This window comes from Aquamicrobium sp. LC103 (assembly GCF_001014615.2).
GTDB lineage: Bacteria > Pseudomonadota > Alphaproteobacteria > Rhizobiales > Rhizobiaceae > LBCQ02.
In genome coordinates, this window is sequence record NZ_LBCQ02000018.1 from 100,581 (window position 1) to 114,861 (window position 14,281).

Consider the following 14,281-nt stretch of genomic DNA (forward strand, 5'->3'; position numbering starts at 1 on the left):
ACGGATCATGTCGAAGTCGAAGGCTAAAATCTTTCCAGATGAGATGACAAGTTTCGCCCGGCCGCAAGTCTTACGCGCCGTGACAAAAAGATGACCGGCGGGGTTTGATAATAATTTCAGGTCGGCTACACTCATTCCAGGCACCGTGACTTAACGCGCAGCTCCCGGCAACGGGTTCGGCGCAGGATAGGGTATGGTCTCATGAAGAGCGCGGTGCCTGGCACTCTTGCCGCCTTTTTCTGCTTTTTTTCGCTGATCGTCAATGTTCCCGGCGCGCTGGCACAGGGCGCCGCCCCCGGACAATCCGCTTCCTCGAAAAAGGCGGAAAAACCGGTCACCGAGGTCAAGATCGGCTATCTCAGGGCCTATGCACCACAGCTTGCGCTCTCCGTGCTGGACGTTCCGCCGCGCGACGAGGGCGTCGCCGGCGCCGAACTCGCCATCGCCGACAACAACACGACCGGCTCGTTCCTCGGCCAGAAATTCATGCTGGAGGTGGTCGAGGTGGAACCCGGCGCCGACGTGACGCAAGCCTTCGACCAGCTGGTCGGCAACGGCAATCAATATGTGCTGGCCGATCTCTCCGCCGAGCAGCTTCTCTCCATCGCCGACGCGGCGCGCGACAAGGGCGTGCTCCTCTTCAACGTGGGTGCCGCCGACGACAGCCTGCGCGAGGAAGAATGCCGGGCGAACATATTCCACACCACGCCGACCCGCAGCATGCTGGCGGACGGGCTGGCGCAATATCTGATCTGGAAGCAATGGCGCAGATGGGTTCTCATCCACGGCTCGCATGACGGCGACAAGCTGCTCGCCGACGCATTGAGGCGCGCCGCGACCCGGTTCGGCGGGGAGATCGTCGCCGAAAAGCTGTTCGAGGACAGGGGGACGGCGCGACGGACGGATTCGGGCGTCGTCCAGATCCAGAAGCAGATGCCGGTCTTCACGCAGGACCTGCCGGAGCACGACGTGGTTCTCGTCGCCGACGAAAACGAGGTCTTCGGGACATATGTGCCGTTCCGCACATGGGTTCCGCGCCCCGTCGCGGGAAGCGCGGGTCTCGTGCCCTCCGGCTGGCATCCGGCAAGCGAGCAATGGGGCGGAACGCAGATCCAGAACCGCTTCGAGAAGGCCGCCGACAGGCGCATGATCTCCAGGGACATGTCCGCCTGGATCGCGGTCCGCACGCTGGGCGAGGCAGCGACCAGAACGCAGGGCAATGATTTTGCGAAGATCGACGCCTTCGTTCGTTCCGACGATTTCTCGATCGCCGCCTTCATGGGCCAGAAGCTGACCTTCAGGAAATGGAACCTGCAGCTGCGGCAGCCGATCTTCCTCGGCGACGGGCGCTCCGTCGTCTCGACCTCGCCTCAGGAAGGATTCCTGCACCAGGTCTCCGAGCTCGACACGCTCGGGGTCGACCAGCCGGAGACCGCATGCACGCTTGACTAGACATTCATCGGGAGGAGAATTGGATGGGAAGGATACATTCGCTTCTGGCTGCGGCCATGGCCACGGGCTTCATGGCCACGCCCGCGTCCGCCTACATGGTTTACGTCTCCAACGAGCGGGACAACACCGTCACGGTCGTCGATTCAACGACCATGGAGGTGGTCAAGACCCTCAATGTCGGGCAGCGCCCGCGCGGCATCACCATCTCGCATGACGGCAAGTTCATCTATCTGTGCGCCAGCGACGACGACACGATCGAAATCATAGACACTTCGACGATGGAGATCGTGGGCACGCTGCCGTCGGGACCGGACCCTGAACTGTTCGTGCTCTCCCCCGACGGGAAGACGCTCTACGTCGCCAACGAGGACGACAATCTCGTCACCGTGATCGAGATCGAATCCAAGCGCGTGCTCGCGGAAATTCCCGTCGGCGTCGAGCCGGAGGGCATGGGCATCAGCCCCGACGGCTCGGTGATGGTCAACACGTCGGAAACGACGAACATGGCCCATTTCATCGATACCGCGAGCAATGAGATCACCGACAACGTGCTGGTCGATTCACGTCCCCGCTTCGCGGAATTCACGCCCGACGGCAAGCAGGTCTGGATAAGCGCCGAGATCGGCGGGACCGTCTCGGTGATCGACAACGAAACCCGCGAGGTCACCAAGAAGGTCACCTTCGAGATACCCGGCCTGCGAGCCGAATCCATCCAGCCGGTCGGGGTCCGCATCACCGCCGACGGCAAGAAGGCCTATGTGGCGCTCGGCCCGGCGAACCGCGTCGCGGTGGTCAACACCGAAACCTACGAGGTGGAGAAATACGTCCTCGTCGGCCAGCGTGTCTGGCAGCTCGCCTTCACGCCTGACCAGAAGACCATCATCAGCACCAACGGAATCTCGAACGACATCACTTTCATCGACGTGGCGACCGACGAGCCGGTCCAGTCGGTCACGGTCGGCGCGCTGCCATGGGGCGTCGTCGTATCGCCGAACTGATTTCTCGATGTGTTTTTCAGAGGCAACAAGTGGAGGAAGAATGATGAGACATTACCGCAGACTGGCATTCGCCGCCCTGATCGGCGCGGCATTCGTCGCCTCGCCTTCGTGGGCGGGTTCAGACGACGATGACGACGACGCCCCGCAGGTGACGCGCGCCAGCCAGGACGTGCCGGAACTGATCCTCGGCTCGGCGGAAGACAGTTTCACGGTGAACCAGAAGGATTTCGAGCTGTTGGCCGGCCAGGGCTACCGCTGGAAGATCACCTCCGCGGCGGGGCTCGAGTACAAGTTCCACACCGATCTCTTCCGCAATGTGTGGATGAACCAGATCGTCATCAACGATCTGGAAGTCCACATGAACGGCGCGCCCGCCTGGCTTGAATTCGACGCCGAAGGCACGATGCAGGTGCAGTTCACCACGATCAGACCCGGCATCTACACCTGGTCCGTGCCCGATCTCGCCGAGCGCGGCATGAAGGGCACGATCACGATCAAATAGCTTTCCTGGGCGGCCATCTCGGGTCCATGATGCCGGATGGCCGCCGCAAGGATCACGGGAATGCAGCATGTGAAGACCGGAAATGGCGGAAACGGCATCGCGGCGCTGGACGTCAGTGCCGTCAGCCATTCCTATGGCTCAAAGCTGGCGCTGGACGATGTTTCCTTCTCGATCGCGCCGGCGAGCTTCACCGTCTTGCTCGGCCTGAACGGGGCCGGCAAGACGACGCTTCTCTCGCTGATCAGCCATCTCTACGACACCAGGAAGGGCGCGATCCGCGTCTTCGGCCATGACATACGCCGAAGCTCCGGCGAAGCGCTGCGAAGGCTCGGCATCGTCTTCCAGGCGCGCACGCTCGATCTCGACCTCAGCGTCCAGCAGAACCTCGCCTATCATGCTTCGCTGCACGGCATCGGCGCGGGCGAAGCCCGCGAGCGCATAGCCGCCGTTCTCGATACGGTGGACATGGCCGACCGCCTGAAGGACAAGGCGCGCAGCCTTTCCGGCGGTCAGATGCGGCGCATCGAGATCGCGCGCGCGCTGTTGCACCAGCCACCACTGCTGCTCCTGGACGAAGCGACCGTCGGCCTCGACATCCAGTCCCGTGCCGGCATTCTCGCCACCATCCGCTCGCTCGTGCGCACCCACGGCATAAGCGTCTTCTGGGCGACACACCTGATCGACGAGATCGAGGACAGCGACCACGTCGTCATCCTGCGTCAAGGCAAGGTGGTGGCGGACGGCAATGTGGCCTCCGTCGTCAAGGCCAATCGCGTGCAAACGATCCGCGATGCGTTCTCCAGGCTGAACGAGCGGATGGCGGAAACCCTGCCATGAGCGACGGAGCGACGCAGACCCTCCCCCTGCGCGCGCCGCCTTTCCGGCTGCGCAACTACGCGATCTGCCTGAAGGGCATTCTCATTCGCGAGGGCCTGCGGTTCCTCAACCAGCGCGAGCGCTTCATTTCCTCGCTGGTCAGACCGCTGCTCTGGCTCTTCATCTTCGCGGCCGGCTTCCGGCAGGTGCTCGGTGTGTCGATCATTCCGCCCTACAAGACCTATGTGCTCTACGAGGTCTACATCACGCCGGGCCTATGCGGCATGATCCTTCTCTTCAGCGGCATGCAGTCCTCGCTCTCCATGGTCTACGACCGCGAGATGGGCAACATGCGCACGCTCCTGGTCAGTCCCTTCCCGCGCTGGTTCCTGCTGGTCTCCAAGCTCCTCGCAGGCGTCGCGGTCTCGATCGCGCAGGTCTATGTCTTCCTCGGCATCGCCTGGTTCTGGGGCGTCAAGCCGCCGGTCATCGGTTATCTGCTGGTGCTGCCGGCACTCTTCCTCTCCGGCCTGATGCTGTGCGCGCTCGGCATGCTCCTGTCGTCGCTGATCAAGCAGTTGGAGAATTTCGCTGGCATCATGAATTTCGTGATCTTCCCGATGTATTTCGCCTCGCCGGCTCTCTACCCGCTGTGGCGGATTCAGGAATCGAGCCCGCTGCTACACAAGATATGCCTGGCCAATCCATTCACCTATGTCGTCGAGCTGATCCGCTTCGCCTGCTACGGTCAGATCGACTGGGTTTCGCTCGCGGTCGTGCTGGGCTGCACCGTGCTGTTCCTGGGCGGGGCGATCATCGCCTACGATCCGGCGCGGGGACTGATGATCCGCAAGCAGGATACGGGAGGAAACGGCTGATGAAATACATGCAATCGGTTCTTCTGGCCGCGGCCGCGGCCGCGGCCTGCCTTGCCGCGGCCATGCCGGCGAAGGCCGCTTCGAATACGGACCCCGATTGGCCTTGCATACAGCGCAAGGTGCCGGAACTGTCGCTCGGACAGTTCTGGACGGGCGAGGAATTGCCGGAATCAGCGCGGGGCTGGTCGTCGGACGGCGACATGACCGCCCTCGTCCGCGAGCTTTCCGCCCGGCGCCTTCCACTGGAGGATGCGCAGCGGGAAATCCGCGACTACGCGGCGGACATTTCCCCCGACCAGCTGCACGACCGCATGCTCACGCTCGTCCAGGGCCTGTTCGATCACATGAACATGGAGCGTTCGCAGATCATCTCGGGCATCGGCCGCTACGCCCGCAAACAGGTGGAGCTTGCCACGGCGCTGCGCAAGGAGTCAGCGGAACTCGATGCCCTCCATGCCAAGGGAGACGTGGAAGAGGCGCAACTGACCCGCATCACCGACCACCTCGCCTTTCAGACGCGTATTTTCGAGGAGCGGGTGCAATCGCTGACTTTCGTCTGCGAGGTGCCGACCCTGATAGAGCAAAGGCTCTACCAGCTCACCAAGACCATCTCGGAAGTGCTTGCGCAAAAGGAATAATTCAGGATCCGCCGGGATAGAGCCTGCTCAGATGCGGAAGATGCATCGCGCCCTTGCGCATGAGAAAATCCTGGAACGTGGCCATTGCCGGAGACATGGCGCGGTCTGATCGCGTGACGGCGAACCATTGCCGCCGGATCGGCATGCCGGCAACGTCGAGGACGACGAGGCGTCCCGTCTCCACTTCCGCGGAGATGGTGTGGGCGGAGATGAAGGCAACGCCGAGACCGGCGATGACCGCCTGTTTGATCGTCTCGTTGGAGCCCATCTCTATGCCGAGATCGTCGATCCTTCCCGGTAGTTCGCCGAGAAATATCTCCAGCGATATGCGCGTGCCCGATCCCGGCTCGCGTATCAGGAAGTTCTCCCGCGCGATGCGCGCCTTGGAGATGTCGCGCGCGCGCGCCAGCGGATGGTCGGGCGGTGCGATGATGACCAGCGGATGATCTCCGAACGCCGAGGCGCGCACCGGCACGTCCCTCGGCGGGCGCCCCATCAGCGCAATGTCCAGTTCATGGTTCTTCAGGCTGGCAATGATCTCGGCGCGGTTTCCGACCGAAAGCCGCATGTCGATGGCGGGATACTCCTTCATGAAGGCCGCCATCAGTTGCGGCGCGAAATATTTCGCGGTGGAGACCACGCCGAGCCGCAGACTGCCCGCACGCACGCCCTTGATGGCGTCGATCTCATCCTCCAGTTGCCGCAGCCTTTCGTCTATCGCCTGCGCCGTGTCGATGAAGACGCGACCTGCGGCGGTCGGACGCATCCCCTCGCCCGTCCGGTCGAAGAGGTCCAGCCCGACCTCTTCCTCCATCTGCCGCAACTGAATGGTAAGCGCCGGAGGAGACAAGCCCAAGGCCTTGGCAGCGCTGACGATTTTCCCTTCGGCCGCGATCGCGCGGACGGTGCGGAATTGCCTGAGCGTCAGATTGAACATGCCGTATAGTAAGAGAAATTTATTCTCTCTGTAAAGTAATTAAAATTTACTTATCGCGCCTCGCTTGCTCTCATCCCCGTGAACGATCCCGTTCGGGAGGGTGGAGATGAAAGCCGCGACACTCGACGCATTTCTGAATTCCTTCGCAGGAGCCGGCGACGAGCGCCGCGCCGCAATCGCCGCGGCGGTGCGCCAACTGGCGAAGGCCGCGATCGGGATCAGGCAAAGAATAGGCGAAGGCGCGCTGGAAAGTACCTTCGCCGAAAAGCGAGGCGTCAATTCCGACGGCGACGTTCAGCAGGGCCTGGACATTCTCGCCGACGATCTTCTCCTCGAAGCGCTGCGCCACGCGCCGGTCGCGGCCTACGCCTCGGAAGAGCTGGAGCAGCCGGTCCTGCTCGACGCCGATGCGCCGCTGGCCGTCGCCGTCGATCCGCTGGACGGCTCGTCCAACATCGCCACCAACCTTTCGATCGGCACGATTTTCTCTTTCCTCCCGGCGACTGGCGGCCCGGACCAAAATCCGGCCGCCGCTTTTTTTCAACCGGGAGCGAACCAGCTTGCGGCCGGCTGCTTCATCTATGGCGCGCAACTCGCCCTGGTGCTCTCGGTCGGCAGCGGCACGCATGTCTTCGTCATGTCGCAGCGGCTCGGCACTTTCGTGCAGGCGCATGAAAGCCTCGCCATCCCGCCGCGCACGCAGGAATTCGCGATCAACGCCGCCAATTACCGGCATTGGGACGAGGCGGTGCGGCTCTATGTCGACGACTGCCTCAAAGGCGAGGAAGGCCCGCGCGGCAAGGATTTCAACATGCGCTGGATCGCCTCGCTGGCGGCCGACAGCTACCGGATCCTCATGCGCGGCGGCGTGTTCCTCTATCCCGGCGATCGGCGAAAGGACTACGGCCGGGGACGCCTGCGGCTGGTCTACGAAGCCAATCCCATCGCTTTCCTGATCGAACAGGCGGGCGGCGCGGCGACCGACGCTACCTCGCGCATCCTCGATATCGAGCCGGAAAGCCTGCACCAGCGCGTACCGCTGGTGTTCGGGTCCGCCCGCGAGGTGGCCCGCATCGCCCGCTATCACCTCGACCCCAGCAGCATCGGCGAGCGTGCGCCGCTGTTCGGCAATCGCGGCCTCTTTCGCGCCTGAGGAACCAGCCATGTCAGCCAGGCATCCGATCATCTCGATCACGGGCTCTTCCGGGGCCGGAACGACTTCGGTGAAGCAGATCTTCGAGCAGATATTCCGTCGCGAGAAGGTCGAGGCGGCCTTCATCGAGGGCGACGCCTTCCATCGCCACGACCGCGAGGCGATGAAGAAAAAGGTCGCGGAGGAGACCGATCGCGGCAATCCGAACTTCACTCATTTCCATGCCGACGCCAACGAGCTGGAGATCCTGGAATCCGTCTTCGAGGAATATGGCCGCCGGGGCACGGGCCGCACGCGCACCTATGTCCATGACGAGGAAGAAGCCAGGCTCCACGGAACGCCGCCCGGCACCTTCACCGACTGGCGGCCTTTTCCCGAAAGCGACCTCCTGTTCTATGAAGGCCTGCACGGCTGCGTCGTCACCGATACGGTCAACCTCGCCCAGCACGCCGACCTGAAGATCGGGGTGGTCCCCGTCATCAATCTCGAATGGATCCAGAAGATCCATCGTGACCGGGCGACGCGCGGCTATTCCACCGAGGCGGTGATGGACGTGATCCTGCGACGCATGCCGGATTACGTGCGCTACATCGTTCCGCAATTCTCGCGCACGAGCATCAATTTCCAGCGCGTGCCGATCGTCGACACGTCCAATCCCTTCATCGCGCGCTGGATACCGACGCCCGACGAATCGATGCTCGTCATCCGCTTCGCCAATCCGCGCGGCATCGATTTCCCGTATCTGCTGTCGATGATCCACGACTCCTTCATGTCGCGGGCGAACTCGATCGTCGTGCCCGGAAACAAGCTCGATCTCGCCATGCAGCTCATCCTGACGCCGCTCATCCTGCAACTGATCGAACGCAAGAACCGCGTCTCATGAGGAGAAACATGATGGTTTATCGCCGAACGCCCCTTCGCCCGGCCTGTCTCACAAACCACCCTCTCCCCGGCGGGAAAAGGAGACCTTCGACACTCTCGCGCCTTCACCGAACCATGAAAATGCTGGTGCGGAAGCTGGCCGACCTTGTCTCACCGCCAGGGAGAGGATGGCTCGAAGGGCCCCGTGAGCGGATGGTCCCAATAAGACTTCGAACTACGGACAGCGGGGATATCCGGAACGGGAGGACTTTCACATGAATGAAGTTGTCAGTCTCACTCCCGAATCCGCGATCCTCGAACGCGACATGGCGAACGCCGTTCGCGCCCTAGCCATGGATGCGGTGGAAAGGGCGAAGTCCGGCCATCCGGGCATGCCGATGGGCATGGCCGACGTCGCGACCGTGCTTTTCAACCGCTTCATCAAGCTCGATCCGTCGAAGCCCGACTGGCCCGACCGCGACCGCTTCGTGCTTTCCGCCGGCCACGGCTCGATGCTGCAATATGCGCTTCACCATCTGATCGGCTATCCCGACATGCCGATGGATGAGCTGCGCCGCTTCCGCCAGCTCGGCAGCCGCACCGCCGGCCATCCGGAATACGGACATGCGCTCGGCATCGAGACGACGACCGGGCCGCTGGGACAAGGCATCGCGACCGCTGTCGGCATGGCTCTGGCCGAACGCATGCTTGCCGCGCGCTTCGGCCGGGATGTCGTCGACCACCATACCTATGTGATCGCCGGCGACGGCTGCCTGCAGGAAGGCATCAGCCATGAGGCGATCGATCTTGCCGGCCATCTCGAGCTCAATCGCCTGATCGTGCTCTGGGACGACAACTCCATCTCGATCGACGGCCCCACCTCGCTTTCCACCTCGATGGACCAGACGCTGCGCTTCCGCGCCGCCGGTTGGGACGTGCAGGAAGTGGACGGGCACGACGCCGAGGCGGTCGCCGACGCGATAGAACTGGCGAAGCACTCGTTCAACCCGTCGCTCGTCGCCTGCCGCACCGTCATCGGCAAGGGCGCACCGACCCTCGGTGGCTCGGAAAAGGCGCACGGCGCGCCGCTCGGCGAAGAGGAAGTGGCGGCAACGCGCGCGAATATCGGCTGGCCCCACCCGCCATTCGAGGTGCCCGCGCAGATCGTCGCCGCCTGGCGCGGCGTGGCGGAACGCGGACGGCATGCGCGACGGGCATGGGAAGACCGGCTTTCGGCCTCGCCGCGCCGCAAGGATTTCGAAGGCGCGGTCTCGGGCGCCCTGCCGGACGGCGTCTTCCAGGCGCTGGACGCGTTCAGGAAGCACCATTTCGAGAAGAAGACGAAGGTCGCCACACGCAAGGCGTCGCAGCTCGCGCTCGACGCGATCAACAAGGCGACGGAATTGACGATCGGCGGATCGGCCGATCTCACCCACTCCAACCTGACGATCACCGAGGACATGTTGCCCGTCCTGCCCGGCGAATATGGCGGGCGCTATATCCATTACGGCATCCGCGAGCACGCCATGGCGGCTGCCATGAACGGGATTGCGCTTCATCGTGGCTTCGCGCCCTACGGAGGCACGTTCCTCTGCTTCGCCGACTATGCGCGTGGCGCGATCCGGCTCTCGGCGCTGATGGGCCTGCGCGTCGTCTATGTCATGACGCATGATTCGATCGGCCTCGGCGAGGACGGTCCGACGCATCAGCCGATCGAGCATCTCGCGATGCTGCGCGCCACGCCGAACCTCAACGTGTTTCGCCCGGCCGACATCATCGAGACGGCGGAATGCTGGGAGCTGGCGCTCAAATCCGAAAGCCGGCCGAGCATCATCGTGCTGTCGCGCCAGAACCTGCCGATGTTGCGGGACGCGGATGAACCCGAAGCCCTCTCCGCACGCGGCGCCTATGTGCTGAGCGAGGCACAGGGCCAGCGCGCGGTGACGCTGCTTGCGACGGGCTCGGAGGTGGAGACCGCAAAAACCGCGGCCGGCATCCTGCACGACCAATACGCGATCGAGGCGGCGGTGGTCTCCATGCCGTGCTGGGAGCTCTTCGAGGAGCAGGACGAGGATTATCGGCGGCAGGTGCTGGGCGACGCCCCCCGTGTCGCCGTCGAGGCCGCCGCGCGCCTCGGCTGGGACCGTTGGATCGGCGAGAACGGCGCCTTTGTCGGCATGAGCGGCTTCGGCGCCAGCGCGCCCGCCCCCGACCTCTACCGACACTTCGAGATCATGCCCGAAATCGTCGCCGCCAATGCGCTGACGCTGGTCAACCGCGCTTCGAACGGAAGGTTCTGAGCACCATCGACGCCAGCCTGAGGAATTGCCCGAGAAAGCGGCCGCCCGACCGGCCAAGACAACCAGGAAAGGACAAGAGCCATGGCCAATCAGTCCGAAACCGTCACCGGAGCCGCGCGCTACAGATCCGGCGTCATGGAATACAAGAAGATGGGCTATTGGGAGCCCGATTACGAGCCGAAGGACACCGACGTCATCGCGCTCTTCCGCATCACGCCGCAGGACGGGGTCGACCCGATCGAAGCGGCGGCTGCGGTCGCGGGCGAAAGCTCGACTGCGACATGGACGGTGGTCTGGACCGATCGCCTGACGGCCAAGGAGAAATACCGCGCGAAGGCCTATAGGGTCGATTCCGTCCCCAACGCGCCCGGCCAGTATTTCGCCTATATCGCCTACGATCTCGATCTGTTCGAGCCCGGCTCGATCGCCAATTTGACGGCCTCGATCATCGGCAACGTCTTCGGCTTCAAGCCTCTGAAGGCACTGCGGCTGGAGGACATGCGCCTGCCGGTCGCCTATGTGAAGACCTTCCAGGGCCCGGCGACCGGCATCGTGGTGGAGCGCGAACGGCTCGACAAGTTCGGCCGACCGCTGCTCGGCGCCACGGTGAAGCCGAAGCTCGGACTGTCCGGCCGCAACTACGGCCGCGTCGTCTACGAGGCGCTGAAAGGCGGCCTGGACTTCACCAAGGATGACGAGAACATCAACTCGCAGCCCTTCATGCACTGGCGCGACCGCTTCCTCTACTGCATGGAGGCGGTGAACAAGGCGCAGGCCGAGACCGGCGAGATAAAGGGAACCTACCTAAACATCACCGCCGCCACCATGGAGGACATGTACGAACGCGCCGAATTCGCCAGGGAGCTCGGCTCCGTCGTCGTCATGATCGATCTGGTCATCGGCTATACCGCGATCCAGTCGATGGCCAAATGGGCGCGACGCAACGACATGGTGCTGCACCTGCACCGCGCCGGTCACTCGACCTACACGCGCCAGAAGAGCCACGGCGTCTCGTTCCGCGTCATAGCCAAATGGATGCGGCTCGCCGGCGTCGACCATATCCATGCGGGAACCGTGGTCGGCAAGCTCGAGGGCGATCCGGCCACCACCAAGGGCTATTACGACGTCTGCCGAGAGGATTTCAATCCGATGCGGCTGGAGAACGGCATCTTCTTCGACCAGCACTGGGCCTCGCTCAACAAGCTGATGCCTGTGGCATCGGGCGGCATCCATGCCGGACAGATGCACCAGCTTCTCGACCTGCTCGGCGAGGACGTGGTGCTGCAGTTCGGCGGCGGCACGATCGGCCATCCGATGGGCATCGCGGCGGGCGCCACCGCCAACCGCGTCGCGCTCGAATGCATGGTGCTCGCCCGAAACGAAGGCCGCAACATCGTCCGTGAAGGGCCGGAAATCCTGCAGGACGCAGCCAGGACCTGCCTGCCGCTGAAGCAGGCGCTGGAGACCTGGAAGGACGTGACCTTCAACTACGCCTCGACCGACTCGCCGGACTTCGTGCCGGTCGCGACAGCGGCGGAGTAAAGGTACGCCGAATAGAACAACTTCAGGAGTAACTTCCCATGCGCATCACCCAAGGAACCTTCTCCTTCCTGCCGGATCTCACCGACGAGCAGATCCACGCGCAGGTCCAGTACGCGATCGACAATGAATGGGCCGTCAGCCTCGAATTCACCGACGATCCGCACCCCCGCAACACCTATTGGGACATGTGGGGCCATCCGATGTTCGACAATCCCGACGCCGCCGCGCTGATGATGGAACTCAGGGACTGCCGCAAGGTCTATGGCGACCGCTATATCCGCGTCGTCGCTTTCGACGCTTCGCATGGCTGGGAATCGGTGAAGCTGTCCTTCATCGTCAACCGGCCTGCCGACGAGCCCGGCTACCGCCTGGAGCGGCAGGAGACGGCGAGCCGCACGATCCGCTACACCACCAAGCCCTATGCCGCGGACCGGCCGGCGGGCACGAGATACGGGTAAACACGCAACGAGATAAACACCTCCACGCCGTCGCGCTGCGCGCGCCACCTCTCCTCCTTCCCGGGGGAGAGGTGGCCCGAAGGGTCGGAGTGGGGGTGGTTCAATTCGAACGAAAACAGGTCGAGTATCCACCATGTCAGCGACAGCAGAAGCCCCTGCCCCCGAGGCCCCCGCCGCGATCGACCTCCGCTCGGAGTTCGAAAGCTCGGGCGTCAAGGATGTGCTGGAAGAACTCGACCGCGACCTGATCGGACTGGCGCCGGTCAAGAAGCGCATCCGCGAAACGGCTGCCCTGCTGCTGGTCGAGCGTGCACGGCGAAGCATGGGCCTCGCCCATGAGACGCCGACGCTGCATATGAGCTTCACCGGCAATCCCGGCACCGGCAAGACCACCGTCGCCTTGCGGATGGCCGACTTGCTGCATCGGCTCGGTTATATCCGCAAGGGCCACCTCGTCTCGGTCACCCGCGACGACCTCGTCGGTCAGTATATCGGCCATACCGCCCCGAAGACGAAGGAAATCCTGAAGAAGGCGATGGGCGGCGTGCTGTTCATCGACGAGGCCTACTATCTCTACCGGCCGGAAAACGAGCGCGACTATGGCCAGGAGGCCATCGAAATCTTGCTCCAGGTGATGGAGAACCAGCGCGACGACCTGGTCGTCATCCTCGCCGGCTACGCGAGCCGCATGGACCGTTTCTTCGAAAGCAATCCCGGCTTCCGCTCACGCATAGCGCATCACATCGATTTTCCCGACTATAGCGACGGCGAGTTGCTCGAGATCGCGCTGAAGATGCTCGACCAGCAGAACTACCGTCTCGACGAGGCGGCCGCCGCGGCAATGGTCGACTATATCGCCAGGCGGCGGGAGCAGCCGCATTTCGCCAATGCGCGCTCGATCCGCAACGCCCTGGACCGGGCGCGGCTCAGGCAGGCGAACCGCCTGTTCGAAACTTCGAAAGGACCGCTGGACGCCGGGGCGTTATCGACTATCTGTGCGGAAGACATCACCGCAAGCCGGGTCTTCGCCATGAGGTCGCAGGAAAAGGAAACCAACCCATGACCGCAAAGACCCTGATCGCGCCTTCGGTTCTGTCTTCGGACTTCTCTCGGCTTGGCGAGGAGGTGGAGGCGGTGGCGGCCGCCGGCGCCGATTGGATCCATCTCGACGTCATGGACGGCCATTTCGTCCCCAACATCACCTTCGGCCCCTCCGTCATCAAGGCGATCCGCGGCCGGACGGACAAGGTCTTCGACTGCCATTTGATGATCGCGCCGGCCGACCCCTATCTCGCCGCCTTCGCCGAGGCCGGCTGCGACATCATCACCGTGCATGCCGAGGCCGGGCCGCATCTCGACCGCTCGCTGCAGACGATCCGCGACCTCGGCAAGCGCGCCGGCGTGTCGCTCAATCCGTCGACGCCCGAAAGCGTCATCGAATACGTCCTCGACCGGCTCGACCTCATCCTGCTGATGACGGTCAATCCCGGCTTCGGCGGCCAGGCCTTCATCCCGGCGGTGGTGGAGAAGGTCAGGCGGGTCAAGGCGCTGATCGGAGAGCGGCCGATCGACATCGAGATCGACGGCGGGGTCACGCCGCAGACCGCGCCGCTGGTGGCCGCCGCCGGCGCCAACGTCCTCGTCGCCGGCTCCGCCGTCTTCAAGGGCGGCAACAGCCAGGCCTACGCCGCCAACATCGAGGCGATCAGAAACGCCGCCGACGGGGCGTTGCGCAAGGCGGCGTAG

General features: G+C 63.7%; 14 protein-coding genes. 13 read left to right on the forward strand and 1 reads right to left on the reverse strand.

Going from position 1 to position 14,281, the window contains the following annotated elements; genetic code table 11:
• The first annotated feature begins 201 nt into the window (after positions 1–201).
• Genes XW59_RS27935 through XW59_RS27960 form a run of 6 tightly spaced genes read left to right on the forward strand, consistent with a single transcriptional unit; the run spans position 202 to position 5,284 of the window.
• The gene (locus tag XW59_RS27935; protein ID WP_082137857.1) at positions 202–1,452 is read left to right on the forward strand and encodes an ABC transporter substrate-binding protein; all 1,251 of its coding nucleotides are present in this window, start codon (positions 202–204) and stop codon (positions 1,450–1,452) included.
• A 23-nt stretch (positions 1,453–1,475) separates the two neighbouring features.
• Entirely contained in the window at positions 1,476–2,450 is a 975-nt protein-coding gene (locus XW59_RS27940; RefSeq protein ID WP_047148838.1) for a YVTN family beta-propeller repeat protein, read from the forward strand.
• A 40-nt stretch (positions 2,451–2,490) separates the two neighbouring features.
• Entirely contained in the window at positions 2,491–2,952 is a 462-nt protein-coding gene (locus tag XW59_RS27945) for a hypothetical protein (protein ID WP_246666254.1), read from the forward strand.
• A gap of 60 nt (positions 2,953–3,012) precedes the next feature.
• A complete protein-coding gene (locus XW59_RS27950) occupies positions 3,013–3,789 on the forward strand; it encodes an ATP-binding cassette domain-containing protein (protein WP_047148913.1) in 777 nt (258 codons plus the stop codon).
• Positions 3,786–4,646 carry an ABC transporter permease gene (locus XW59_RS27955; protein WP_136068529.1) on the forward strand — a complete coding sequence of 287 codons (861 nt, stop codon included), beginning with the start codon at positions 3,786–3,788 and terminating at the stop codon, positions 4,644–4,646. The genes XW59_RS27950 and XW59_RS27955 overlap by 4 nt, the downstream gene beginning before the upstream one ends.
• On the forward strand, positions 4,646–5,284 hold the full coding sequence (locus XW59_RS27960) for a hypothetical protein (protein ID WP_047148837.1): 639 nt from the start codon (positions 4,646–4,648) through the stop codon (positions 5,282–5,284). Before XW59_RS27955 ends, XW59_RS27960 begins: the two co-directional genes overlap by 1 nt.
• A 1-nt stretch (position 5,285) precedes the next feature.
• On the opposite strand, the gene XW59_RS27965 is transcribed toward XW59_RS27960, so the two are convergent.
• The gene (locus tag XW59_RS27965; protein ID WP_047148836.1) at positions 5,286–6,221 is read right to left on the reverse strand and encodes a LysR family transcriptional regulator; all 936 of its coding nucleotides are present in this window, start codon (positions 6,219–6,221) and stop codon (positions 5,286–5,288) included.
• 106 nt (positions 6,222–6,327) lie between these two features.
• Between XW59_RS27965 and XW59_RS27970 the strand changes: the two genes are divergently transcribed.
• The 7 genes from XW59_RS27970 (at position 6,328) to rpe (ending at position 14,281) form a co-directional block, all read left to right on the forward strand.
• Positions 6,328–7,374, forward strand: a complete 1,047-nt coding sequence (locus XW59_RS27970; protein WP_047148835.1) for a class 1 fructose-bisphosphatase — start codon at positions 6,328–6,330, stop codon at positions 7,372–7,374.
• 10 nt (positions 7,375–7,384) lie between these two features.
• Entirely contained in the window at positions 7,385–8,257 is an 873-nt protein-coding gene (locus XW59_RS27975; RefSeq protein ID WP_047148834.1) for a phosphoribulokinase, read from the forward strand.
• Between the two features lie 253 nt (positions 8,258–8,510).
• Positions 8,511–10,535 carry a transketolase gene (gene tkt / locus XW59_RS27980; protein ID WP_047148833.1) on the forward strand — a complete coding sequence of 675 codons (2,025 nt, stop codon included), beginning with the start codon at positions 8,511–8,513 and terminating at the stop codon, positions 10,533–10,535.
• A gap of 81 nt (positions 10,536–10,616) precedes the next feature.
• Positions 10,617–12,077, forward strand: coding sequence for a form I ribulose bisphosphate carboxylase large subunit (locus tag XW59_RS27985; RefSeq protein ID WP_047148832.1), 1,461 nt, complete (start codon positions 10,617–10,619; stop codon positions 12,075–12,077).
• Positions 12,078–12,115: 38 nt separating this feature from the next.
• Complete coding sequence (locus tag XW59_RS27990) at positions 12,116–12,535, forward strand: ribulose bisphosphate carboxylase small subunit (RefSeq protein ID WP_047148831.1); 420 nt, start codon at positions 12,116–12,118, stop codon at positions 12,533–12,535.
• Between the two features lie 133 nt (positions 12,536–12,668).
• Positions 12,669–13,598, forward strand: a complete 930-nt coding sequence (gene cbbX / locus XW59_RS27995) for a CbbX protein (RefSeq protein WP_047148830.1) — start codon at positions 12,669–12,671, stop codon at positions 13,596–13,598.
• Entirely contained in the window at positions 13,595–14,281 is a 687-nt protein-coding gene (rpe, locus tag XW59_RS28000; protein WP_047148829.1) for a ribulose-phosphate 3-epimerase, read from the forward strand. The genes cbbX and rpe overlap by 4 nt, the downstream gene beginning before the upstream one ends.